This window comes from Cellulomonas fimi ATCC 484, from assembly GCF_000212695.1.
Taxonomy (GTDB): Bacteria; Actinomycetota; Actinomycetes; order Actinomycetales; family Cellulomonadaceae; genus Cellulomonas; species Cellulomonas fimi.
Genome location: NC_015514.1, coordinates 928,149 through 952,294, shown reverse-complemented (window position 1 = coordinate 952,294; position 24,146 = coordinate 928,149). Strand labels below are relative to the sequence as shown.

At 75.1% G+C, this 24,146-nt stretch carries 18 protein-coding genes; 5 read left to right on the top strand and 13 right to left on the bottom strand.

What is annotated here, in order from left to right:
• Window positions 1–54 precede the first annotated feature (54 nt).
• From CELF_RS04355 to CELF_RS04345, 3 genes are read right to left on the bottom strand one after another with little or no spacing between them, the layout of a single operon-like run.
• Window positions 55–1,287: an ABC transporter permease gene (locus CELF_RS04355; protein WP_013770032.1), complete on the bottom strand. Its 1,233-nt coding sequence runs from the start codon at window positions 1,285–1,287 to the stop codon at window positions 55–57.
• On the bottom strand, window positions 1,284–2,018 hold the full coding sequence (locus CELF_RS04350; RefSeq protein WP_013770031.1) for an ABC transporter ATP-binding protein: 735 nt from the start codon (window positions 2,016–2,018) through the stop codon (window positions 1,284–1,286). The genes CELF_RS04355 and CELF_RS04350 overlap by 4 nt, the downstream gene beginning before the upstream one ends.
• Complete coding sequence (locus tag CELF_RS04345) at window positions 2,011–3,240, bottom strand: efflux RND transporter periplasmic adaptor subunit (RefSeq protein ID WP_013770030.1); 1,230 nt, start codon at window positions 3,238–3,240, stop codon at window positions 2,011–2,013. The genes CELF_RS04350 and CELF_RS04345 overlap by 8 nt, the downstream gene beginning before the upstream one ends.
• A gap of 300 nt (window positions 3,241–3,540) precedes the next feature.
• On the opposite strand from CELF_RS04345, the gene CELF_RS04340 reads away from it, so the two are divergent.
• Window positions 3,541–6,573, top strand: a complete 3,033-nt coding sequence (locus CELF_RS04340) for a glycosyl hydrolase (protein ID WP_013770029.1) — start codon at window positions 3,541–3,543, stop codon at window positions 6,571–6,573.
• Between the two features lie 114 nt (window positions 6,574–6,687).
• Here CELF_RS04340 and CELF_RS04335 read toward each other — a convergent pair whose 3' ends face one another.
• The 5 genes from CELF_RS04335 to CELF_RS04315 all read right to left on the bottom strand — a co-directional run bounded on the left by CELF_RS04335 (window position 6,688) and on the right by CELF_RS04315 (window position 12,921).
• Window positions 6,688–8,226 carry a DUF7059 domain-containing protein gene (locus CELF_RS04335; RefSeq protein WP_013770028.1) on the bottom strand — a complete coding sequence of 513 codons (1,539 nt, stop codon included), beginning with the start codon at window positions 8,224–8,226 and terminating at the stop codon, window positions 6,688–6,690.
• Between the two features lie 90 nt (window positions 8,227–8,316).
• Window positions 8,317–8,979, bottom strand: a complete 663-nt coding sequence (locus CELF_RS04330; protein ID WP_013770027.1) for an endonuclease/exonuclease/phosphatase family protein — start codon at window positions 8,977–8,979, stop codon at window positions 8,317–8,319.
• 109 nt (window positions 8,980–9,088) lie between these two features.
• Window positions 9,089–9,754, bottom strand: coding sequence for a ThuA domain-containing protein (locus CELF_RS04325; protein ID WP_013770026.1), 666 nt, complete (start codon window positions 9,752–9,754; stop codon window positions 9,089–9,091).
• Between the two features lie 102 nt (window positions 9,755–9,856).
• The gene (locus CELF_RS04320) at window positions 9,857–11,908 is read right to left on the bottom strand and encodes a DUF2264 domain-containing protein (RefSeq protein WP_013770025.1); all 2,052 of its coding nucleotides are present in this window, start codon (window positions 11,906–11,908) and stop codon (window positions 9,857–9,859) included.
• On the bottom strand, window positions 11,905–12,921 hold the full coding sequence (locus CELF_RS04315; RefSeq protein ID WP_013770024.1) for a hydroxyacid dehydrogenase: 1,017 nt from the start codon (window positions 12,919–12,921) through the stop codon (window positions 11,905–11,907). The genes CELF_RS04320 and CELF_RS04315 overlap by 4 nt, the downstream gene beginning before the upstream one ends.
• Before the next feature lie 152 nt (window positions 12,922–13,073).
• On the opposite strand from CELF_RS04315, the gene CELF_RS04310 reads away from it, so the two are divergent.
• On the top strand, window positions 13,074–14,276 hold the full coding sequence (locus CELF_RS04310) for a substrate-binding domain-containing protein (protein ID WP_013770023.1): 1,203 nt from the start codon (window positions 13,074–13,076) through the stop codon (window positions 14,274–14,276).
• A 156-nt stretch (window positions 14,277–14,432) separates the two neighbouring features.
• On the opposite strand, the gene CELF_RS04305 is transcribed toward CELF_RS04310, so the two are convergent.
• Complete coding sequence (locus CELF_RS04305) at window positions 14,433–16,733, bottom strand: sodium-translocating pyrophosphatase (RefSeq protein WP_013770022.1); 2,301 nt, start codon at window positions 16,731–16,733, stop codon at window positions 14,433–14,435.
• A 259-nt stretch (window positions 16,734–16,992) separates the two neighbouring features.
• The gene (locus CELF_RS04300; RefSeq protein ID WP_013770021.1) at window positions 16,993–18,120 is read right to left on the bottom strand and encodes an epoxide hydrolase family protein; all 1,128 of its coding nucleotides are present in this window, start codon (window positions 18,118–18,120) and stop codon (window positions 16,993–16,995) included.
• Window positions 18,121–18,255: 135 nt separating this feature from the next.
• On the opposite strand from CELF_RS04300, the gene CELF_RS04295 reads away from it, so the two are divergent.
• From CELF_RS04295 to CELF_RS04285, 3 genes are all read left to right on the top strand, one after another.
• Window positions 18,256–19,212: a helix-turn-helix transcriptional regulator gene (locus CELF_RS04295; RefSeq protein WP_013770020.1), complete on the top strand. Its 957-nt coding sequence runs from the start codon at window positions 18,256–18,258 to the stop codon at window positions 19,210–19,212.
• A gap of 102 nt (window positions 19,213–19,314) precedes the next feature.
• Window positions 19,315–19,854, top strand: coding sequence for an RNA polymerase sigma factor (locus tag CELF_RS04290; protein WP_013770019.1), 540 nt, complete (start codon window positions 19,315–19,317; stop codon window positions 19,852–19,854).
• The gene (locus CELF_RS04285; RefSeq protein ID WP_013770018.1) at window positions 19,851–20,864 is read left to right on the top strand and encodes a hypothetical protein; all 1,014 of its coding nucleotides are present in this window, start codon (window positions 19,851–19,853) and stop codon (window positions 20,862–20,864) included. The genes CELF_RS04290 and CELF_RS04285 overlap by 4 nt, the downstream gene beginning before the upstream one ends.
• A 58-nt stretch (window positions 20,865–20,922) precedes the next feature.
• Here CELF_RS04285 and CELF_RS04280 read toward each other — a convergent pair whose 3' ends face one another.
• The 3 genes from CELF_RS04280 to CELF_RS04270 all read right to left on the bottom strand — a co-directional run bounded on the left by CELF_RS04280 (window position 20,923) and on the right by CELF_RS04270 (window position 23,912).
• Window positions 20,923–21,258, bottom strand: a complete 336-nt coding sequence (locus CELF_RS04280; RefSeq protein ID WP_269471693.1) for an STAS domain-containing protein — start codon at window positions 21,256–21,258, stop codon at window positions 20,923–20,925.
• A 156-nt stretch (window positions 21,259–21,414) separates the two neighbouring features.
• Window positions 21,415–22,092, bottom strand: coding sequence for an anaerobic ribonucleoside-triphosphate reductase activating protein (locus CELF_RS04275; RefSeq protein ID WP_013770016.1), 678 nt, complete (start codon window positions 22,090–22,092; stop codon window positions 21,415–21,417).
• The gene (locus CELF_RS04270; RefSeq protein WP_013770015.1) at window positions 22,092–23,912 is read right to left on the bottom strand and encodes a ribonucleoside triphosphate reductase; all 1,821 of its coding nucleotides are present in this window, start codon (window positions 23,910–23,912) and stop codon (window positions 22,092–22,094) included. The genes CELF_RS04275 and CELF_RS04270 overlap by 1 nt, the downstream gene beginning before the upstream one ends.
• Window positions 23,913–24,146 lie beyond the last annotated feature (234 nt).

Genomic DNA, 24,146 nt, shown 5'->3' with positions numbered 1-24,146 from the left:
CGCGGCCGGGCCCGGTGTGCGGCCCGCGGCGCGCGACCGGGCGCGGGACGCCGGTCACTCGGCGCGCAGGGCGTCGATGGGCGCGAGCCGGGCGGCCCGCGTGGCGGGGTAGACCCCGAACACGAGGCCGATCGCGAGCGCGACGACGAGCGACCCCGCGACGGCGGCGCCGGACACCACGACGCTCGTGCCGAGCAGCCCGGGCAGGACCTGCGCACCGACGATGCCGAGCAGCGCGCCCGCGACACCTCCCGCGAGCCCGAGCACGCCCGCCTCGACGAGGAACTGCCGGCGGATCGCCCAGGGCGGCGCGCCGAGCGCCTTGCGCAGGCCGATCTCGCGCGTCCGCTCGGTGACGGACACGAGCATGATGTTCATGACGCCGATGCCGCCGACGAGCAGCGACAGCGCGGCGATGCCCGTCAGCAGCACGGTGAGCGTGCGGTAGACGGCGGTCGCGGTCGAGACGAGCGCGTCCTGGCTGTTCACCGTGAAGTCGGCGGAGTCCGCGTCGGCGATGCCGTGCAGGGCCAGCAGCGTCTGCTCGGTCTCCTGGTAGGCGGCTCCGAGCCGGTCGGCCGACGCGGCCTGCACGTAGATCGTCGACACGGCGTCGCGGTCCGTGCCGCCGACGAGCGTGTCCGCGGCGGTCGACATGGGCACCACCGCGACGTCGTCGAGGTCGCTGTCCCCGCTCGCGCCGGCGGCGGACAGGACCCCGACGACCTGCAGGTCCGTCCCGTCGACGGTCACCGTCTGCCCGACGACGCGCGTGGTGCCGAACAGCTCCTGCGCGGTCTCGGGGCCGAGGACGACGACGGCCGCACCCGACTCCTCGTCGGCGGTGGTGAAGAACGACCCGCTGGCGACCGTGCGGCCGCGCACGTCGAGCCACGAGGGCGTGGTCCCGACCAGCTGGGTCGACCAGTTGGTGTCGCCGGCCTCGAGCGAGGCGGTGGACGACTTCTCGGCGGCGACCGCGGCGACGTCGGGTGCGGTGACGTCGGAGTCGAGGGCCTCGGCGTCGGCGCGTGTGAGCGTCGTGCCCGTGCCGAACCCGCCCCGCATCCCCGACGCGTCCGTGCTGGAGCCGGGCCGCACGATGAGCAGGTCGCTGCCGAGCGCGCTGATCTGCTCGGACACGTCCTTCTGCGTGCCGAGACCCAGCCCGACCGTGAGGATGACCGCCGCGATGCCGATGAGGATGCCGAGCACCGTCAGGGTCGAGCGCATGACGTGCGTGCGGATCGCCGACCAGCCGGTGCGCAGGGTCTCGGTCCAGGTCATCGCGCACCTCCCCCGCGGACCAGGCCGTCGAGCACGCGCACGACCCGCTGCGCGCGTTGCGCGACGTCCTCCTCGTGCGTGATGAGGACGATCGTGCGGCCCTGCGCGTGCAGCTCGTCGAGCAGCGCGAGCACGTCGCGCGTCGACACGGAGTCGAGGTTGCCGGTGGGCTCGTCGGCGAGGAGCAGGTCCGGCTCGCCCACGAGGGCACGCGCGACGGCGACGCGCTGCTGCTGACCGCCCGAGAGCTCGCCGGGCCGGTTGTCGAGCCGGTCCCCCAGCCCGACGCGCTCCATCGCGGCGACCGCGCGGGCGCGCCGCTCGGGCGCGGGCACCTGCCCGTAGACGAGCGGCAGCTCGACGTTGCGCCACGCGGACAGCGACGGCAGCAGGTGGAACTGCTGGAAGACGAAGCCGATGCGGCGGTTGCGGATGTCCGCGAGGTCGGCCTCGTCGAGCTGCTCCACGTCCTCGCCCGCGAGTCGGTAGGTGCCGGACGTGGCGACGTCGAGGCAGCCGAGGATGTGCATGAGCGTCGACTTGCCCGACCCCGACGGCCCCATGACCGCCACGTACTCGCCCGCGTCGATGCGCAGGTCGACCCCGCGCAGCGCCTCGAACTCGACCGTGCCCGTCCGGTACGTCTTGCGGACGCCGGCGAGCTCGATGACGGGGTCGGCCGCCGCACCGCCCGCGCCTCGGGTGGCCGCCGCGAGCATCGCCTCAGCCATTGCGGCTCACCTGCCCGCCGCCCGGGAACGTCGCACCGTCGGGCGGGGCCATGCCGCCGCCCGGGAACCCCTGCATGACGTCACCCTCGCCCGGGACCGTCCCGCCCTGGTCGGTGCCGCCCTGCGTCGCCCGCGGGGTGAGCACCGCGAGGACGACCTCGTCGCCCTCGGCGAGGCCGTCGGTGATCTCGGTCATGCCGTCGGCCGTCTCACCGGTCGTCACCGGCGTCTCGGCCTGGGTGCCGTCGGCCGCGACCTTCGTCACGACGGTCGCGCCGTCGACCGTGCTGACGGCCATGCTCGGGACGGTGAGCACGTCGGTGCGGCGCTCGTAGATCACGCTGACGTCGGCCGAGACGCCGTCGTGCAGCCCGTCCTGGTCGCCCGTGACGGCGATAGTCACGGGGTAGGACGCCACGCCGGAGTCGCTCGTCGAGAGCAGGCCGATCGCGGAGACGGTGCCGAACACCGTGCCGTCGGCACCGTCGACGGTGAGCTCGGCCTGGTCGCCGGCCTCGAGCAGGGCGACGTCGGCGTCGGACACCCCGATCTCGACCTCCCACGCGTCGGTGCCGACGATCGTGAACGCGGCGGTCGAGCCGGACGTCGTGTCCCCCTGCGGCGCGGTCGCCCCCGAACCGCCCGAGCTGCTCGACCCGCCCGTCACGGCGTCGCCGACCTCGAGGTTCACGGCGGTCAGCAGCCCGTCCACCGGGGCGACGAGCGTGGCGTCCGCGAGCGCGGCCTGCGCGTCGTCGACCTCGGCCTGCGCGACCTCGACCTGCGCCTGCGCGGACGCGACCTGCGCGTCCGCGGTCGAGGTGCCGTCGTCGGCGTCCTGCGCGTCGTCGAGGCGCGCCTGCGCGGTGGCGAGCGTGGCCTGCGCCGCGAGCAGGTCGGCGTCGAGCCGCAGCGTGTCGACCGTCGCGAGCGTCTGGCCGGCCGTGACCGTCTGGCCCTGCGTGACGGCGACGCCCGTGACGGTGCCGCTCACCGCGAACGACACGTCCTCCTGCACGGCGGGCGTGAGGGTGCCGGTGCCGTCGACGGTCTTCTCCATGGTCGTGAGGCTCGCGGCGACCGTGCGGGTCGCGGGCTCCTCCGCGGCGGCGGTGGCGTCGCGGACGGCGAACCACCAGATCCCGGTGGCGAGGGCGCCGACGACGACCGCGCCGAGCACCGCGCGGACCCATCCCCGGGTCCGTCTCCAGACGCGCAGCATGCTTGTTCCTCCCGTGGGCGACACGACCGACGGTGACGCTAGGGACGGGGGCTGGCGGCCACCTGTCGCCGACCTGTGGCTGCGCTGTGCGGCGCCAGGGCCCGGCTGACCTCGGGCGACGCCGGTGAAACGCTTCGTCGTGCGAGCCGGGCCCTCGGTAGCGCCTGTCCGACCTGTTCCGTCCTGACTAAGTTTGGTAACTTGACGAAGTCTGTCCGCGTCCGTCCGGAGCCTCCGGTCGGCGCGGCCCCTGGAGGGCTCGGGCGCCGCTGCCCGGCCCGACCGTCACCTGGAGGTTCAATGACGAACCGCAGCCGTCCGCGCGGGCGCACGGCGGGCCACGTGCTCGCCGCCACCGCCGCGGCGCTGGCCCTGACCGGCCTGTCGGCGCTTCCCGCCCAGTCCGCACCGGCGCCCGCAGCGCCCGTCGCGGGGGCGCTGCCCACCGCACCCGCCGACGAGACCATCGCGATCGTCGACGCCGACGCGACCGCCGAGACCCGGTCGCTGCTCTCCTACCTCGACGGCGTGCGCGGCGAGGGCATCCTGTTCGGCCACCAGCACACGACGTCGTTCGGGCTCACCACCGGACCCACCGACGGCACGACCTCCGACGTCAAGAACGTCACGGGCGACTTTCCCGCGGTCTTCGGCTGGGACACGCTCATCATCGAGGGCAACGAGCGCCCCGGGCTCGCCGAGAACACGCGCGACGAGAACATCGCGCTGTTCGCCGACTACATCCGCAAGGCCGACGCGATCGGCGGCGTCAACACCGTGAGCGCGCACGTCGAGAACTTCGTCACCGGCGGCTCGTTCTACGACACCTCGGGCGACACGCTGCGCGCCGTGCTGCCGGGCGGCTCGCACCACGCCGAGCTCGTCGCCTACCTCGACGACATCGCGGAGCTCGCCGACGCGTCGCGCCGCGACGACGGCACGCTCATCCCGATCGTCTTCCGGCCGTGGCACGAGAACGCCGGCTCGTGGTTCTGGTGGGGCGCCGCGTACGGCTCACCCGGCGAGTACCAGGAGCTCTACCGGTTCACCGTGGAGTACCTGCGCGACGTCAAGGGCGTCTCCAACTTCCTCTACGCGTGGGGTCCGGGCGGCGGCTTCGGCGGCAACCGCGACGTCTACCTGCGCACCTACCCCGGCGACGCGTTCGTCGACGTGCTCGGCCTCGACACCTACGACAGCACCGGCTCGGACGCGTTCCTCGCCGGGCTCGTCGCCGACCTGCGGATGATCGCCGAGATCGCCGACGAGAAGGGCAAGGTGTCGGCGTTCACCGAGTTCGGCGTGAGCGGCGGCGTGGGCACGAACGGCTCGTCGCCCGCGCAGTGGTTCACCAAGGTGCTCGCCGCGATCAAGGCCGACCCCGTCGCGAGCCGCAACGCCTACATGGAGACGTGGGCCAACTTCGACGCCGGCCAGCACTTCGTCCCCGTGCCCGGCGACGCGCTGCTCGAGGACTTCCAGGCGTACGCCGCCGACCCGTTCACGCTGTTCGCGTCCGAGGTCACGGGCGCGTTCGACCGGACCGTCGCCGCAGCGCCCGCGCAGCCGGTCGTGCACATCGCCTCTCCGGCCGACGGCGCGCGCGTCGCGTCCGCCCCGACCACCGTGCGGGTGCGGGTCGGCGGCACCGACGTGCAGTCCGTGACCGTCGAGGTCGCCCAGGGCGGCACCGTCGTCGACACTCTGGACCTCGCGTACGACGGCGCCCTGTGGTGGACGGCCCCCTGGTCGCCGACCAGCGCGCAGCTCGACAACAGCACCTACACCGTCACCGCGACGGCGACGACCGCCGCCGGGACGCTCGACGTCACGAACGAGGTCGTCCTCGGGCCGAGGCCGACGTTCCCCGCGGGCGTCGTCGACGACTTCGAGGGCTACGGCGACGACACCGCGCTGCGTGCCGAGTACGTGACCTACGGCGCCAACACGATCTCGCTCGAGACGGGGTCCGTCGGGGGCGGCGCGAAGGCGCTGCGGCTCGACTACGACTTCGCGACGCAGACCTACACCGGCGTCGGCAAGCAGCTGTCCGGCGACTGGTCCGACTTCAACGAGCTCGCGATCTGGGTCGACCCCGACGGCTCGAACAACAGGATGGTCCTGCAGCTCAACGCCGGTGGTGTCGCCTACGAGGCGTACCCGTCGCTCGCGGGCGACGAGCCGCAGCTCGTGACGATCCCGTTCGTCGACTGGCGCCCGGCACCGTGGGACACCGCGCACGCCGACCGCCGCATCTCCGACGACGACCTGCGCGCGCTCACGTCGTTCAACGTCTACGTCAACAGCGCCGAGGGCGGTGCCGCGTCGGGCTCGCTCGTCGTCGACGACATCGCCGCCCACCCCGGCGTCGAGCCGCCGCCGCTGTTCTCCGACGTCCCGAAGGGCCACCCCTACGAGACGGAGATCCTGTGGCTGCACGCGCAGGGGCTCGACGACGGCTACGACGACGGCACCTTCCGGCCCGCCAGGCAGGTCAAGCGGCAGGACGTCGCGCGGCTGCTGCACGCCTACGAGAAGGCGGTCTTCACGCCGCCGACGACACCGTCGTTCCTCGACGTCCGCCGGAGCCACCCCGCCTACACCGCGATCGAGTGGCTCGTCGCCGAGGGGCTCGTGGACGACGGGCGCGTCTTCCTGCCGAGCGCCCCGCTCGACCGGGCCACCGCCGCCGAGCTGCTGTGGCGGCTCGCCGGGTCCCCCGAGCCCGAGGGGACGGAGGCGTTCCGCGACGTCCCCACGTGGCACCGGTACCGCACCGCGATCACGTGGGCGACCGAGGTGGGCGTCGTCGAGCCCGTGTCGGCGTCGACGTTCGGGGTGCTCAAGGCCGTGCAGCGGCAGGAGCTCGCGCGGTACCTGTACCGGTTCGACGCCCTCCCGTCGCCGCTCGAGCCCGTCGTGCTGTCGGACTTCGCCGACGGCGCGCAGGGCTGGGGGCCGCTCGACGCCGGTCCGGGCTCCGCGACCGCGTCCGGCGGCACGCTCACGATCGAGGCCGCCGCGCCCGACGGCGGGTGGTTCTCGTTCACCCCGTCCGTCGCCGACTGGACCGGGCGGACGGCGCTCGCCCTCGACGTGGTCTCCACCACCGGGTTCGACACCAAGGCGGCCCTGCAGGTCGGCTCGACCTGGCAGTGGTGCGAGACCGCGCAGGCCGGGTGGGTGTCCGGGCCGCGCACCGGAGACGACGCGCTCGTGCTCGACCTCACGACGTTGAGCGCGGGGTGCGGCGCCCAGCTCGCCGACGTCAAGCGCGTGAACCTCTACCTCAACGCAGGCACCCACGTGATCGACGACGTCGAGCTGCGCTGACGCCTGGACCGCACGCGCGGGGGCCGGTCACCCACGTGGTGGCCGGCCCCCGCCACGCGAGGGCGTCGGCTCGCCCGGGGCCCGGGCGGTGCGCCCGCCCGGGGGGCGCTCGGGTCAGGCGGGGGTGAGGAGGCCGTCGGTGACCAGGCCGCGGACCGAGGGCAGGACGTCGGCCGCGACGGCGTCGGCACCCACGTCGAGCAGCGCGCCCAGGGCACCGACGATCTGCCCGACCGTGAGCTCGCCGTCGCACACCCCCACGAACCCCGCGAGCGCCGTCCCCGCCTGCACCGTCCGCCCGAGGCCGCCGCCCTGCCGCAGCAGCACGACGCGGGGATCCGCGTCGCCGGGCGTCAGGTACCGCTCCTCCGTGACGTCGGGCGCGACCACGAGACGCGCGGCCGCGAGGTCGTCGTCGGACCGCGCGGCGAGCCAGTCGTGCGCCGCCAGCGCCGCGTCGACCACCGGGCCGAGCGGCTGCACGACCGTCCCGGTGACCTCCTCCAGCCGGCGCAGCGACGGCCGGCCGCCGTCGGGAGGACGGCGGAGCGTCACGATGCCGAACCCGATCGCCTCCACGTCGCGGCTCGCGAAGTCGTCGAGCCACGCCCCGTACCGCGTGGCCCAGGCGTCGCGGTCCCGGTCAGGCGTCGTGCCGCCGTCACGGATCCACGTCTCGGCGTACTGCGCGGGGTCCTGCAGCTCGCGCTGCACCACCCAGCCGTCGAGCCCCGACGCGTCGACCCACTGCCCGACGCGCTCGTCCCACGACTCGCCGCGCCGCACCTCCCAGTTGCCGAGCAGCTGCGCCACCCCGCCCGGCTCCAGGACGGCGCCCACGCCCTCGACGAGCTCGCGCACGATCGCGTCGCCCGCCCTCCCGCCGTCGCGGTACTCGTACGCGGGCACGTCCGCGCCGCGGGGCGTGATGACGAACGGCGGGTTGGACACGACGAGGTCGAACCGCTCCCCCGCGACCGGCTCGAGCATCGATCCCAGGCGCCACGTCGTCCGGTCCGCGACGCCCGCCAGGGCCGCGTTGAGCTGCGCGAACGCGAGCGCCCGCGCCGAGATGTCGGTCCCGACGACGGCGTGCGCGTGCCGGGTCGCGTGCAGCGCCTGCACGCCGCAGCCCGTGCCCAGGTCCAGCACGCGGCGTCGCGGCGAGCGGACCGTGACCTGCGCGAGCGTCGTCGACGCCCCGCCCACGCCCAGCACGTGGTCCGTGCGCAGCGCGGTGCCCGTCGCGAGCTCGCCCAGGTCCGACGCGACCCACCAGTCGATCTCCCCGCCGCCGTCGACCGCCGCGTACGGGCGCAGGTCGACGAGCGCGCGCACCTCGTCGTCGGCGTCCGCCCCCGTCGCGTCGACCAGCCCCAGGTCGTGCGCACCGCGGCAGCCGAGCCTCGGCAGGGCCGCGTCGAGCGCCGAGCGTCGGACCGGACGGCCCAGCAGGAACGCGCGCACGAGCGCCGCGAGCGGCTCGTCGGACCGCGCCGTCGCGCGCAGCGCCGGCACCGGCTCCTCGCGGTGCAGCGCCGCCGCCGCCACCGGTCCGAGCAGGTCCTCGACCGCCGCCACCGTGTACGGCACGGCGGACAGGTCCGCCCGGAGGGCGTCGAGGAGGTGCGGGTCGGTGCGCGGCAGGCTCATGCGTCGATTCTCCCGGCCGTCGCCGGTGCCCGCGCACGACAGGTGCGGCCGGGTGGGCGGCGACGTCAGACGGACGGTGGGCGGGCGACGTCAGACGGGCGGGGCGGCGGGCTCGACGTCGACGACCAGCGGCCGGTGGTCGCTCGCGCGCAGGACGAGGTCGTCGTCGTGCACCGCGGCCGACCGGACCGTGAGCGACGGGTCGACGAGCACGGCGTCGATGCGCAGGCTGGCGTCGACCGCGGGGTACGTGGGCGGGCCGTCGGGGCACGCGTCGACGAGGCCCTCGAGCAGCCGGTGCCACGCGGGCCCGTCCGGCGGCTCGTTGAGGTCGCCCAGGACCACGCGCGGTGCGGGCGGAGCGGCCGCGAGGTGCCGCAGCAGGAGCTCCAGGTGCTGCGCGCGCTCGTCCCGGACCAGCGACAGGTGCACGGCCGCGACGACGACCCCCTCGACCCGGGCGACCGCCGCGCCGCGACGCACCGTCCCCTCGCGCCACGGCAGGCGCAGCGCGTGGGCGTGGCTGACGTGCAGGCCCGGGGCGACGAGCAGGGCGGTGGTGCGCGAGCCGCGGCCGTTGACGACCACCCGCAGCCCCGCGCGCCGGGCGAACCGACGCACGCGCCACCGCCCGGGCAGCCCGCGCGGCGGCTCCTGCACCGCGAGCACGTCCGGGCGGGCCTGGCGCACGACCTGCGCGACCGCGCGGCCGTCGAGCTGCAGGCCCTTGACGTTGTACGTCATGAGTCGCATGCGGGTCAGCGCACCACGTCCGGCCCGTGGCCGCCACAGCGGGCGCCGTGCGCCGGCCGCAGAGGGCGCGGCCGTCCGGCGTCTGCCGCCACCGCCACCGCCGCGCTGGTCACCGGCCGAGCAGCCACGCCACCTCGCGCCGCAGCAGGGCACGGCGGTCGGGTGAGGAGTACGAGCGGACGTCGTGCCCGAGGGCGTCGTACACGACCCGCCCCGGCCCGGGCCCGACCCAGACGACGGGGTGCGCGCCCGTCCCGTCGTCGCCCGCCACGTCCGCGGCCAGCAGGACGCGCGACGCCGACGCGACCTCCAGGTCGGCGTACCGCTCGTCGGTCGCCGCGACCTCCGCGAGGCCGGCCGTGACGGGGTGGTGGGCATCGAGGACACGGAACGTCGCGGCGTCGAGCGGCGGGTGCCACGACACGCCCTCGACCCACCGACCACCGAGCGTCGCAGGCCAGCGCGGGTCGTCGCCGAACGTGTTCGCCGCCTGGTGCACCCCCAGCACGGGCACACCCGCCGCCACGAGCGCGGCCCGCCGGTCGTGGAAGCCCCGCCAGTCGTCGTCCTCGGCAGGGTCGAGCGGGCCGCGACCGCTGTTCACGACGAGCAGGTCGGGGCGGACGTCGTCGAGCGCGTCGGGGAAGGTGCTGCGCACCACGACGTCATGGCCGTCCGCGCGCAGGAGCGTCGCGATCGCGTCGGTCGTCGCCGCGTGGTCGTGCCACGGGTCGCCGTACCGCCCCCGCCCGGCCAGCACGAGCACGTTCGTCATCGTCGCCCTCCTCGTCGAGCCACCGGCACCGACCTGGTGGACATCCTGCGCCCTCGCAGCGTCACCAGGATCGGTGTCGCCGGCGACGGGAGCGCGTCGCCGTCACAGCGCGTGCACCGTGCGCGCGCCGTCCGGCCAGGTCACCACGACGCGGTCCGCGACGAGGTCCGCGGTCGGCGTGGCACCTTCCCCGGGGTTCGCGCCGTCGACCGGGGTCGTGCCGGCGGCCGGGGCGGTGCCGGCCGTGGGGCCGTCGCCGTCGGTGGGGGCCGGGCCGTCGGTGCGGACCGTGCCCTCGAGACCGACCGCGACGACCCACCAGCGGCCGGGGCGGGCGGGCACGGACAACCACGGGACGGCGGCGCGGGCGCCGAGAGGGCTCGCGTCGGACGCCTCGTGGACGCCCGCGCGGACGGCCTGCCCGGCGTCGTCGCCGGCGAGCGCGACCACCGTGCTCGTCAGGCCGTCGGCGACGACCCGCGCGGCGCCCGGGTGCGCGCCCCCGACCGCCGCTGCGCCCGCCACCGGCCACCCGCCGCAGCGCAGCGCGACGACGCGACGCTCCGCCGTGAGGTCCTCGACGCGCACGCACCGCACCTCCCATGCGCCGCGCACGAGCGACACGGTGCGCACCACGCCCGCCGGGACGGCAACACCCTGCAGGCCGGAGCCGTGCGCCTCGGCGGCCGGGTCGACGTCGACCCAGTGGGCGTGCGCGCGCGACGCGGCGACGCCGACGTCCACGGGCCGCGCCGCGGTGCCGGACCGCTCGACGCGCGCGCCGAGCAGGGTCATGCCCGTGCGGTGGGTCGCACGGCCGGCGTCGTCGAGGAGCACGACGGACTGGTCGAGCGGCGAGCGCCACGCGTCGGCGTCGAGCAGCGGCGCGGTCGCGGTGGAGTACCCGAGGCGCGCGTACAGCGGGGAGTCGCCGGTGTCGGCGCCGGGCTCGGCGTGGTCGGTGCCGTGGTTGACGACGCGCACGACGCCGTCGGCCACGGTCCCGGACACCACCCACCCCGGCGCGGTGACGGCGACGAACTGGTCGGCCCGCTCGACGGGCAGCGGCTCCTCGGGCGTCGTCCAGACGGGGTGGTCCGCGGGGAGCGCCAGCCCCAGCAGGCCCTTCGACGCCCAGTACGGCGACCCGGTGCCGGAGTACCGCTGCGCGAGCGGGCGCCACGGCCCGTGCCAGCCGAGCGTCAGGAGGTCGTCGTCGCCCGGCGCACCGCGCTCGACGAAGTGGCCGACGACCGACGACGCGGCACGCCGCAGCAGTCCCGGCGGCGTGCTGGGGACCCCGGCCAGCGCGCCCGCCCAGAACGGTGCGGCGGCGGCGAACCGGTAGGTCAGGCTGCGCCCCTGCACGAGGGGTCCGCCGTCCGCGCCGACGAGCCGGACCGCGTCCTGCAGGAAGCGGTCCAGGCGTGCGACGTCGGTGTCCCGGCGGTGCGCGGCGAGGTCGGCGGCGCCCTGCATCCGTGCCCACAGGACGGGGTAGAGGTGCAGCGCCCAGCCCACGTAGTGGTCGAACCCTCGGCCCGCTCCGTCGGAGTACCAGCCGTCGGCGTGGACGAACGACTCGTGCCGCGCGAGGTCCGCCTCGACGTCGTCCGCGGACCAGGGCCCGCCGACCGAGCGCAGGAAGGTCTCCACCACGACCCGGAACCACAGCCAGTTCGTGCGCGGGTAGTCCTCGTCACCGACGACGGGGGCGAGGTACTCGACGACGCGCTGCTGCACCCCGTCGTCGAGCCGGTCCCAGATCCACGGGCGGGTGAGGTCGAGGATGAGCGCGAGCGAGGCCGCCTCGACCTTCGCCTGCCCGTGCTCGTCGGGGCGGGTCCAGCGCTCGGGCGACGACGGGTCGGTCCCGGCGGCGAGGCCGGCCGCGTAGCGCTCCGCGAGCCCGAGGGGGTCCTCACCCCGCTCCCCGGCCAGCCGGAACCCGGCCAGCAGGAACGTGCGCGCGAAGCCCTCCAGCCCGTCGACGGCGGTCCCGTACCCCCCGGGCGCCCCGGGCAGCGTCACGAGCGCACCACCGGGCGAGCGGTACGGCCGCACCCCCAGCAGGAGCCGGTCCGCGAGAGCGGCCCAGTCCTCGCGGGTCCGGACCGCCGTCGGCGGGTTCGTGCGGGGCCCGACGCCGGTCACGCGAGGACCTCCAGCCGGGCACGGGTGACGGGGGCGATCGGGGGCAGACCGTGCACGTACCGCTCGAGCTCGTCGAGGGCCTGGTCGCTCATGCGCTGCGTCTCCGAGCCGAGCGACCCCGCGACGTGGGGCGTGAGCATGACGTTCGGCAGGTCGTGCAGGACCGACGTCGGCGGCAGCGGCTCCGGGTCGGTGACGTCGAGGACCGCGTCGAGGCGCCCCGCGGCGCACTCGGTCTCGAGGGCGGCGGTGTCGACGAGCGACCCCCGTGCGGTGTTGACGAGCGTCGCGCCGTCGCGCAGGAGGGCGAGCTGCGCCGCACCGAGGAGGTGGTGCGTGGCGGGCAGGGCGGGCGCGTGCAGGGAGACGACGTCGCTGCGGCGCAGCAGCTCGTCGAGGCTGACGTGCTCGGCGCCCGCCGCCGCGATGTCGGCCGGGTCCGCGACCGGGTCGGCGACCAGCACCGCAGCCGTCTCGAGCACACGGAGGAGCTCGACGACGCGGCGGCCGATCCGCGAGAAGCCGACGATCCCGACGGTCCGGCCGCGGTTGGACAGGTCGCCGAGCTCCCCGAACGACCAGTCGTCGCGCCGCGTGCGGGCCGTCGCTGCGAGGAACGGCGCGCGCTTGCCCGCGAAGATGATCGCGGCGAGCGTGAACTCGGCGACGGGCCGGGCGTTCGCGTCGGCGGCGGACGTGACGAGCAGGTCCCGCTCCCAGACGGCGTCGCTCACGAGGCCGCGCACCGAGCCCGCGCAGTGCAGGACCGCGCGCAGGCGCGGGGCGGCCGCGACGCGCTCGGGCGTCAGGGTCGGGGCGCCCCACGACGTCAGGAGCACCTCGGCCTCGGCGATCCGGCGTCGGGCCGGGGCGCTGTCGAGCTCGGACACGCACAGCGGCCGGCCGGTGCGGGCCAGGTGCTGCAGGCGCTCGCGCGCAGGTGCGGGGAACTGCAGGGCGAACGTGCCGGGGTCCATGACGAGCAGGGCCTCGGGACGGTGGGGCTGGGCCACGCGCGGCTCCTCCGGACGGTCCACGCGCGTCGCGCACGATCGCCGTCGATCGGTCGTTCCAGGTGCTGTTCGATCCAAACGCGCAGACTCGATCACGTCAACGCCGTCGGCGGGCGGGATACGATCAGTTTCGATCATCGAGAGAGGGCGCCATGTCCGAACCCAGCGAGGGCCCGGTCCGCAGCACCGCCCGTGCACCGCTGCCGTCGTCGCGCCGCGACGAGATCCTCGCGATCCTGCGGCACGAGGGCACCGTGCGCGTCACCGACCTCGCGGCGCGCCTCGACGTCACGCCCGTCACCGCACGCCGCGACGTCACGCGCCTCGCCGGCGAGGGGCTGGTCCACCGCGTCCACGGCGGGGTGACGCTCGACCGGCCCGACGACGCCGCGGGCGACGTCGGGCGTGCCGTGGAGCGGTCCCCGCACACGACGGCGACGGGCGGTCCGACGCTCGGTGTCGTCGTCCCGTCGCTCGACTACTACTGGCCCGGCGTGCTGCACGGCGCGCGCGACGCCGCCGTCCGCACCGGCGCCCGGCTCGTGCTGCGCGGCTCGACCTACGACGCGGCGGAGGACGCCCGGCAGGTGCGGTGGCTCGTCGAGCACGGCGGCGTCGACGGCCTGCTCGTCGCCCCCCACCTCGGCGACCCCGCCGCCCCCGGCCCTGGCACGGGCACGGGCCCCCGCACGGGCACGGGCACCGGCGACGCGACGGCCTCCGAGAGCGCGGCGCTGCTGGCGCTGCTGCTGGGTCAGCCGGCGCCGGTCGTGCTCCTCGAACGCACGGCGCCCGACGCCGCCGTCGAGTCGGTCGTCTCGGACCACGCCCTCGGCGCGCGCACGGCCGTTCACCACCTCGCCGGGCTCGGCCACCGCCGGGTCGGCCTGCTGTGCACCCCCGGAAGCCCCACGACCCCGCACGTCCGGCGCGGCTGGCTCGACGCGTGCACCGGTCTGGGCCTGCCGACCGACGGCACCCCCGCCGTCTCGGGCGCCGGGCCGCACGACCCCGACCGGCGTGCCGTGATCGACGCGCTCCTCGACGCGTGCGCCGCCTCCGGCACGACCGCGGTGCTCGTGCACTCCGACCCCGAGGCGATGGCGCTGGTGGACCGCTGCCAGGAGCGGGGCCTCCGCGTCCCGCAGGACCTGTCGGTCGTGGCCTACGACGACGAGGTGGCCGCGCTCGCGGCGCCGGCGCTCACCGCGGTGCGGCCCCCGCGGGGCGCGGTGGGTCGGGCTGCCGTCGAGCTGCTCGTGGCCCGCCTGCGCGACCCGGGGCGTCCGCGTCACCGCGTCGTGATCGAGCCGGAGCTCGTCGTCCGCGAGTCGACGGCACCTCCGCCGTCCTGACGCGCCCGCCGGGCGCGCGGCCGACGCCTCCCGAGCGCACCGCCCGCCGAGCCCGCAGCTCCCGCCCCCGTGCGCACCGTCCGCCCGGCCCTCGCACGACGACGCCGCCCGTCCGCGGCGGACCGGGGACGGGCGGCGTGACGTCGGCGTGTGCGCTCAGCCGGCCAGGGCGCGCTCCGCCTCGTGCGCGACGGACTCCTCGCGGTCGACCCGCGCGGCCCGCAGCCGGGACGCGATGACCGCGCCGAACGCGATGCCCGCGGCGACGACCGCGATCGCCAGCCGGACCGCGTGGTTGGCGTCGTCCCCGACGGAGATGACGACCACGGCCGGTGCGATGAGCACGGAGACGAGGTTCATCACCTTGATGAGCGGGTTGATCGCCGGGCCCGCGGTGTCCTTGAACGGGTCGCCGACGGTGTCGCCGATGACGGCGGCGGCGTGCGCGTCGGAGCCCTTGCCGCCGTAGTGCCCGTCCTCGACGATCTTCTTCGCGTTGTCCCACGTCCCGCCGGCGTTCGCGAGGAACACGGCCATGAGGACGCCGGTGCCGATCGCTCCCGCGAGGAACCCGGCGAGCGGGCCGACGCCGAGGCCGAACCCGACGGCGATGGGGGCGAACGCCGCGAGCAGGCCGGGGGTGGCGAGCTCGCGCAGCGAGTCCCGGGTGCAGATGTCGACGACCCGGCCGTACTCCGGCCGCGTCTCGCCCGTCATGATCCCGGGGTTGTCGCGGAACTGGCGGCGGACCTCGAAGACGATCGCCCCGGCCGCACGGGTCACGGCGTCGATCGCGAGACCCGAGAAGAGGAACACGGTCGCGCCGCCGAGGATCACGCCGACGAGCGTGACCGGGCTGATGATGTCGTAGGACAGCATCGCGGCGACGATGTCGTCGCCGACCGACCCGGAGATGTCGTTGAGCGCGATCCGCACGGCGTCCGCGTAGGACCCGAACAGCGCGGTCGCCGCGAGCACGGCGGTCGCGATCGCGATGCCCTTCGTGACGGCCTTGGTGGTGTTCCCGACGGCGTCGAGGTCGGTGAGGATCTGCGCACCCTCGGGCGTGACGTCGCCGGACATCTCGGCGATGCCCTGCGCGTTGTCGCTCACGGGCCCGAACGTGTCCATCGCGACGATCACGCCGACGGTCGTGAGGAGCCCGCAGCCGGCGAGCGCGATGAGGAACAGCGCGAGGGCGACGTTGCCCCCGGCGATGAGGAACACCGCGCAGATCGCGGCGGCGATGATGCCGGCGGTGTAGACCGCGGACTCGAACCCGACGCCGATGCCGGAGAGCACGACGGTCGCCGCGCCCGTGAGGGTCGTCTTCGCGACGTGCAGGGTCGGCTTGCTCGTCGTCCCCGTGAAGTAGCCGGTGACCCACAGGATGATGCCCGCGAGCACGACGCCGATGGCGACGGCCCCCGACGCGATGAGGCGCGGGTCGCCGTCGTGCGTCTCCAGCCCGGCCGTGCCGCCGGAGAAGTCGGAGAAGGACGACGGCAGGTAGGTGAACGCGGCGACGGCCGCGAGCGCCACGCCGACGAGCGCGGAGATGTAGAAGCCGCGGTTGATCGCGGTGAGGCCGCTCTCGTTGCCGCGGACGCGCGTGATCGCGACGCCGAGGGCCGCGACGAGCGCACCGACGGTCGTGACGACGAGGGGGAAGACGAGCCCGTGCTCGCCGAACGCCGCCTTGCCGAGGATGAGCGCGGCGACCAGGGTCACCGCGTACGACTCGAACAGGTCGGCCGCCATGCCGGCGCAGTCGCCCACGTTGTCGCCGACGTTGTCGGCGATGGTCGCGGCGTTGCGCGGGTCGTCCTCGGGGATGCCCTGCTCGACCTTGCCGACGAGGTCGGCGCCCACGTCGGCCGCCTTGGTGAAGATGCCGCCGCCGACGCGCATGAACATCGCGAGCAGCGCGGCACCGAACCCGAAGCCTTCGAGCACGCCGGGCGCCTCGCCGCGGTACAGCAGCACGACGGCGGCCGCACCGAGCAGGCCGAGCCCGACGACGCTCATGCCGACGACGCCGCCCGTGCGGAACGCGATGCGCGCGCCCTCGGCGCGTCCGCCCGGGAGCGACGCGGCGGCGGCGACCCGCAGGTTCGCGCGCGTGGCGAGCCACATGCCGAGGAACCCGATGGCGGCGGAGAACAGTGCGCCGACCAGGAAGAAGATCGACCGCCCGACCTTGACGCCGCTGTCTCCCGGCAGCAGGAACAGCAGGGCGCAGACGACGACCGCGAAGATGGCCAGGGTGCGGAACTGCCGGCTCAGGTACGCCGACGCCCCTTCCTGGACCGCGCGCGCGATCTCGCGCATGGACGCCGTGCCTTCACCGGCCGCCAGCACCTGCCGGCGCAGCACGGCTGCGACGATCAGGGCGGCGACGGCGACCGCCGCGATGACAGAGACGATCGTGAGGCTCGTCGAACCGAGCTCGACCATGCATCCTCCCCGGATGGTGCCCGGCACGCTCCCCCTGACCGTGCCTGCCCGCGGCCCCGTTGCCGCCGGACCCGCAGAGTCTAGCCAGGCGATGTGACCTGGATCGCACCGGGACGCGACGGGGGCGCGACGCGGGGGTGACGGCCGGCCGGTGGCGCGACGACCAACGCTCCGCCTCCCCGGTTCGTGCTTGTCCGTGACGGAGGACGACGACGCAGCCCGCGACGAGCCTGTCGCGGGCTGCGGTGCGCGGAGCGCGTCAGCCGAAGAACACCCGCAGGTCGGCGACGACGTCGAGCGGGACCTCGAGCGCGGCGTAGTGCCCGCCGCGCGGGTGCTCGGTCCAGTGCTCGATGCGGGCGTTGTCCCGCTCGGCGAGGCTGCGGATCGTCTGGAAGTCGTCCCTGAAGACGGCGACACCGAGGCGACCGGTGCTGACGACGGGCTCGACGCCCGACCGCTGCTCGGCGTAGTGGTACCGCGCCGCGGTCGCGTAGGTGTTCGTCAGCCAGTAGAGCGACGCCTGCGCGAGCACCTGCTCGGGCGTCACGAGCGAGGTGCCGTTGCCGAAGCTCTCGAACAGCTCGTGGTACGCCAGGGTCGCGACGGGCGAGTCGGCGAGGCCGGCGCCGACGGTCTGCGGGCGGGAGGCGTTCATCGCGTTGTACCCGCCGACGGACTGGAACCACTGCATGTGCGCCAGGGCCGCGTACTCCTTCGGCCCGAAGCCGTCCATCTCACCCGGCGCACCGGAGGGGAACGAGAAGAGCTGGAGGACGTGCGCGCCGCGGAAGCCCTCGGGGTCGAGGACCGCGAGCTCGCGCCCGACCATCGCGCCGCCGTCGCTGCCGTGGATCCCGTAGGAGTCGTAGCCGAGCCCGCGCATGAGGGTGTCGTAGGTGCGCGCGACGCGGGCCATGGTCCAGCCCGCCCCGACCAGCGGCGTCGAGAAGCCGAACCCGGGCATCGACGGGATGACGAGGTGGAACGCGTCCTGCGGCCGCCCGCCGTGCGCGACGGGGTCGACGAGCGGCTCGACCATGTCGAGGAAGTCGAGGACCGAACCGGGGTAGGTGTGCGCGAGGAGCAGCGGCGTGGCGTCGGCGTGCGCCGAGCGGACGTGCAGGAAGTGCAGCGGCTGGCCGTCGATCTCGGTGACGAAGCCGGGGTACGCGTTGACGCGCTCCTCGACCGCTCGCCAGTCGAACGTCGTCCAGCGCTGCACCATGTCCCGCAGGTAGGACTGCGGCGTGCCGTACTCCCAGGAGTCGTCGGGCGCGGCGGGGGCGAACCGGGTGCGGGCGAGCCGGTCGCGCAGGTCGTCCAGGTCGGCCTGCGGGACGTCGACGGCGAAGGGGCGGACGGTGAGCGGCGTGGTGGCGGTCATGGCGCTTCTCCCGGGTTCGTGAGCGGAGCGGTGCGTCCGGCTCGATGACCTCACGCTATGGGCGGTTCAGGAACGGTTCTTTCCGTTATGGTCGACGGGTCCCGCGCGTTCTCGACGCCCGTCCCGGAGGGCCGCATGGCCTCGACGTCCGCCCGTCTGCTCACGCTGCTCGGGCTGCTGCAGTCCCGCCCCGACTGGTCGGGCGGCGAGCTCGCCGACCGCCTGGGCGTCACCGACCGGACCGTGCGCAACGACGTCGCGCGGCTCCGCGAGCTCGGGTACCCCGTGGACGCCGTCCGCGGCCCCGGTGGCCGGTACCGGCTCGGCGCGGGCGCCCGGCTGCCCCCGCTGCTCCTCGACGACGCCGAGGCCGTCGCGGTGGCCGTCGGGCTGCGCCGCACCGCCGCGACCGCCGGGTTCGAGGAGCCCGCGCGGACCGCGCTGGCGAAGCTCGAGCAGGTCCTGCCCGACCGGCTGCGCCGTCGCCTCGCCGCGATCCGCGACGCGAGCGACAGCGGCCCGGAGAACACGGACTCCAACGTCGAGGACCCGCCCGTCGACGCCGGCACGCTCGCCGCGCTCGCCGACGCGATCCGCGACCACCACGGCCTGCGCGCGCACTACTGCGACGAGCCCGTCGAGATCGAGCCGTACCGCCTCGTCGCCTGGCAGCGGCGGTGGTTCCTCGTCGCCCGCGACCCCGCCACCGGCCGCTGGGCGCCCTACCGCGTCGACTGGCTGCACCTGCGCGCCCCGGGCGGCCGCCGCTTCGTGCCGGTGGCGTTCCCGGGCGACCCGACCGAGTTCACCGTCCGTGAGGTCGCGCGGACCGGGTGGGCCGTGCACGCACGCATCACGGTCGACGCGCCCGCCGACGAGGTGCTCGCGCGCATCAACCCGACCGTCGGCACGGTCGAGCCCCTGCCCGACGGGCGTTGCGTGCTCGTCACCGGAGGCGACAGCGTCGAGGTCGTCGCCGTCTGGATCGGCATGCTCGGGCTCGACTTCCACGTCGAGGAGCCGGCCGGCCTCGTCGAGCACCTGCGTGTGCTCGCCGCACGGTACGCGCGCGCCGTCCCAGGTCCCGACTGACGGCCGCCTGGGCGCCCCCGCCCGCACGCGCCCGGACGACGTACCCAACGTTCCGCACCCCGCCGACGTCCTGGACCATGACGACACAGGACGGGAGGGCCGATGGCGGCGTGGGAGCAGGTGCTCGACGACCTCGTGCAGGTGCGGGGGCACGCGCTCGTGCGGTACGCGACGCTGCTGACCGGCGACCGGCGCGAGGCGGAGGACCTCGTGCAGGAGGCGCTGGTCCGCTGCTTCGGGCAGACCAGGCCGCTGCGGGACGCGGTCGCCGCCGAGGCGTACGTGCGCCGCGCGGTGCTGTCGGTGTTCCTCGACGGGCACCGGCAGCGCTCGCGGTGGAGCGCGGTGCGGCACCTCGTCGCGCGGCACGACGTCGAGGAGTCGCCGGAGCAGGCGGCCGTCGAGCGCGCGAGCGTCGAGGCCGCGCTCGCGACGCTGGCGCCCCGGCTGCGCGCGACCGTCGTCCTGCGCTTCTACGACGACCTCACGGTCCCGGAGATCGCCCGCCGCCTCGGCCTCGCCGACGGCACCGTCAAGCGCTACCTGTCCGACGCGATCGACGCGCTCGAGCCGCTCCTCGGCCCGCTGCACGCCGCGCGCACCACCGACATCGAGCTCGTGAGCACCCGGGAGGGACGATGACCGACCTGTTCGCCACCTTGCACGACCGCGTGGACTCCGCCCCCGCCGGCGTGCCGCCGACGTTCGACCTCGTCACGGTCCGGAGCCGGGCGCGCCGACGGCGGGTCACGCTGCACGCCGCGCGCAGCGCCGTCGGGGTGGGCGCGGCGGGTGCGGTCGCCCTCGGCGGGCTGCAGCTGGCCGGTCGCGACTCGAGCGGGCTGCCGCCGGCACGGGCGGACGCGCCCACGGGGACGTGCGGGTCGGACGCCGCCGCGCTCGCAGGTGTGGGCGCCGACCACCACCTCGCCCTCGGGGCACGCAGCGGCGACGGCCTCGCGACGGGCTCGCCCGACGCGGCCGAGGACGGCGTGCCGCTCACGCGCGCCGTGGGCGAGTCCGTCGAGCTGTGGCTGGACACGTCGGGGACCGCGACGTCCACCGGACCCGTCGCGTCGGACGGCGTGCCGACCGTCGTCCGCGTCCTGCTGGTGCGCGACGGCAGGGTCGTCGGGACGTCGCGGCACACCGCCGCCCGCTCGACCGTCGCGCCGTACGGGGCACTGACGTCCGCACCGTTCGACGTCCCGCTGCGGACGTGCGACCAGCCCGGCCGTGCGGGCGGCGACCTGCTGCCGCCGGGCGACTACGCGGTCTACGTCGCGGCCGACGACGGCCCCCTCACCGCACCCGTGGAGTCGGCGGCGGGCCCGTGGACCGTGCGCGTCGCCGACCGGACTCCCGTCGCGGGCGTTCCCGCCGGTTTCCCCGACGACGTGCCGCTGGTGCCCGGGCGCCTCGTCGACGGCCGGCTGCTCGACGACGGCACCTGGTACGTCGAGGTCGCCGTCGCGGCCGACGACCGGCTGGAGGCCGCGGCGGCGCTGCTCGGCGCCCCCGACACGGGCGAGCCGACGGCCCTGGGTGACGACAACCGGTACGTGCAGACGGGCGACCGGTGGGTGCTCCTCGTGCGCTCCGAGGTCCGTGGCGAGGACACCGTCCTCTACCTCGTCAACCCGCCCCACTGACCCGCCGGCCGGTCGCGCGGTGGAGGGACCGTGCGGCCGGTCGACGTCACGCGTCCGCTCAGGCGACCGAGTCGTCCGCGAGCGCCGCCTCGAGGCTGGCGTGGACCGTGAACACGGGCAGCAGGGCGGTGATGCGGAACAGCTGCTCGACGCGTTCGGTCGAGATGACGAGCTGCAGCCGGCCGCCGAGCAGGCGGGCCTTCTTGAGCGTCCCCACCAGCACGCCAAGACCTGTGGAGTCCATGAACGTCACGCCGCCGAGGTCGACCACCAGGTCGGTGCGGTCCCGGTCGAGCAGCTGCAGGACGCACTCGCGCAGCGCGTCGGCCGTGGACACGTCGACCTCCCCGTCGACCTGCACCACGGTGCGCGCACCGACGTCCCTGCTGGTCACCCGCACCCGGTCCCCCGTCCCTCGTCGGAGATTCAAACACTCCCGGCGGCACGGGGACGAGGCGACGCGGCGTGGGGATCGTCACCCGGACGGACGTGTGCCCGAAGGGGCGGCCCGTCCCGGCCGGGGGGACTCGTCCCGGGTCGACTCCCGGGTCTACGCCCCGAGCACCGCGCCGGACGCGGCGAGCGCCTGCCGGTACGCGTCCGTCGTGCCGTCGGGGCGCACCTCCTGCAGGACGTGGTCCTCGACGCCGAGGTCCGCGAGGAGGGCCGCGACCTCCTCGACGTCGGTCGCCGTGAGCACGGTCGGGTCGACCGTCGTGCGGACCTGCACGTCCACGCCCGACTCCAGGACGAGCCCCAGCGACGCGAACGCCGCGTCCGCGCTCGTCGTGGGCCCGCCCGCGCGGGTGATCGCCCGGTACAGGTGTGCGGGAGCCTTGACGTCGAAGCCCACCCAGTCGACGTACGGGAGCAGCGCCTCGAGCCGCCGCGGGAAGGCGCCACCGGTGTGCAGGCCGACCGCGAAGCCCGCGTCCCGCACCTGCCGCGCCGCGTCGACGAGCCCGGCCTGGCGCGTCGGCTCGCCGCCCGAGAACACGACGCCGTCGAGCAGCCCGCGCCGGCGGTCCAGCAGGTCGCGCACGTCGGACCAGGGCACGACACCCGGGGTGCGCGGGTCGAGGATCGCGGCGTTGTGGCAGTACGTGCACCGCCACGGGCAGCCCTGGAGGAACGCGGTCGCCACCAGCCTGCCGGGCCAGTCGCACGACGACAGCGGCGTCAGGCCCGCGATCGCGAGCCCGTCCGCCGCCGTCGTGCGGTCCGTCATCAGGCGGGCTGCCCGGCGAGCGCCCGCTCCTGGAACGGCGTGCGCTCCGCGTGCTCGCCCTTCTTGCCGATGTTGAACGAGCTCACGGGCCGGTGGTAGCCCATGACGCGCGTCCACACCTCGCACGCGACCTCGCCGTGGCCCTCGTCGGCGCAGCGCGGGCACGTCGGGTGCTCGCCGGACAGGTAGCCGTGCCGCGCGCACACGGAGAACGTCGGCGTGACCGTGAGGTACGGCAGGCGGAACGTCGACAGCGACCGCCGGACCAGCTCGCGCGCGGCCTCGGGCGTCGACAGGCGCTCGCTCATGTACAGGTGCAGGACCGTCCCGCCCGTGTACCGCGTCTGCAGGTCGTCCTGCCGGGCCAGCGCCTCGAACGGGTCGTCCGTGAAGCCGACCGGGAGCTGCGAGGAGTTGGTGTAGTACGGGTGGTCGTCGGTGCCGGCCTGCAGGATGCCGTGGAACCGGCGGCGGTCCTCCTTGGCGAACCGGTACGTCGTGCCCTCGGCCGGCGTCGCCTCCAGGTTGTAGAGGTGCCCCGTCTCCTCCTGGTAGCGGACCATCCGCGCCCGGACGAAGTCGAGCACGCGCACCACGAGCCCGTGCCCGCGCGGGTCGGTGAGGTCGTAGGCGTCACCCGTGAAGTTGCGGACCATCTCGTTGAGGCCGTTGACGCCGATCGTCGAGAAGTGGTTGTCGAGCGTGCCGAGGTACCGCTTCGTGTACGGGAACAGGCCCTCGTCGATGTACTTCTGGATGACCGTCCGCTTGAGCTCCAGGGACGTGCGCGCCAGGTCCAGCAGCTCCGACAGCGCGTCGAACAGGCCGTGCTCGTCGCCCGGGTTGAGGAAGCCGAGGCGCGCGCAGTTGATCGTGACGACGCCGAGCGAGCCCGTCTGCTCCGCGGAGCCGAACAGGCCGTTGCCGCGCTTGAGCAGCTCGCGCAGGTCCAGCTGCAGGCGGCAGCACATCGAGCGCACGTCGCCCGGGTTCATCTCGGAGTTGAGGAAGTTCTGGAAGTACGGCAGCCCGTACTTCGCCGTCATCGCGAACAGCCGGTCCGCGTTCGGGCTCTCCCAGTCGAAGTCGTGCGTGATGTTGTACGTCGGGATCGGGAACGTGAAGACGCGCCCGCTCGCGTCGCCCTCCGTCATGACCTCGATGTACGCGCGGTTGATGAGGTCCATCTCGTGCTGCAGCTCGCCGTACGTGAAGTCGCACGGCTCGCCCGCGACGAACGGCACCTGGTCGCGCAGGTCCTGCGGGCACGTCCAGTCGAACGTGAGGTTCGTGAACGGCGTCTGCGTGCCCCAGCGCGAGGGGACGTTGAGGTTGTAGACGAGCTCCTGGACGCCCTGCCGCACCTGCTCGTACGTGAGGTGGTCGAGGCGCACGTAGGGCGCCATGTACGTGTCGAACGACGAGAACGCCTGCGCGCCCGCCCACTCGTTCTGCATCGTGCCGAGGAAGTTGACGATCTGGCCGATCGCCGAGCCGAAGTGCTTCGGCGGGAGCGCGTCGACCTTGCCGGGGACCCCGTTGAGGCCCTCCTGCAGCAGGGTCCGCAGGGACCAGCCCGCGCAGTAGCCCGACAGCATGTCGAGGTCGTGGATGTGCAGGTCGCCCTCGCGGTGGGCGCGGCCCACCTCGGGCGGGTACACGTGGCTCAGCCAGTAGTTCGCGACGACCTTGCCGGCGGTGTTGAGGATGAGGCCGCCCAGCGAGTAGCCCTGGTTCGCGTTGGCGTTGACGCGCCAGTCCTGGCGGTCCAGGTACTCGTCGATCGACGCCCCGACATCCACGACGACCTGCTCGGCCATGTGCGCTGCTCCCCTTCGTGCTGAGCGCCCTCGCCGCTGACCACCACATGTTGTGGCGCCCGGGTCCCCGGAGGGCCAGATGTGCCAGTTCTATGCCCGGCTCCCGGGCACCGGCGGGGACAAAGGTCCTTCGCACCGGGCCCTCGCCGGACGACGCGTGGCGAACTTCGCCCGGACGCGCGGCGTGTCGTTGCGCCCCGTCCCGGGACGGTCGGCGTGTCGCCCTCGCCCCAC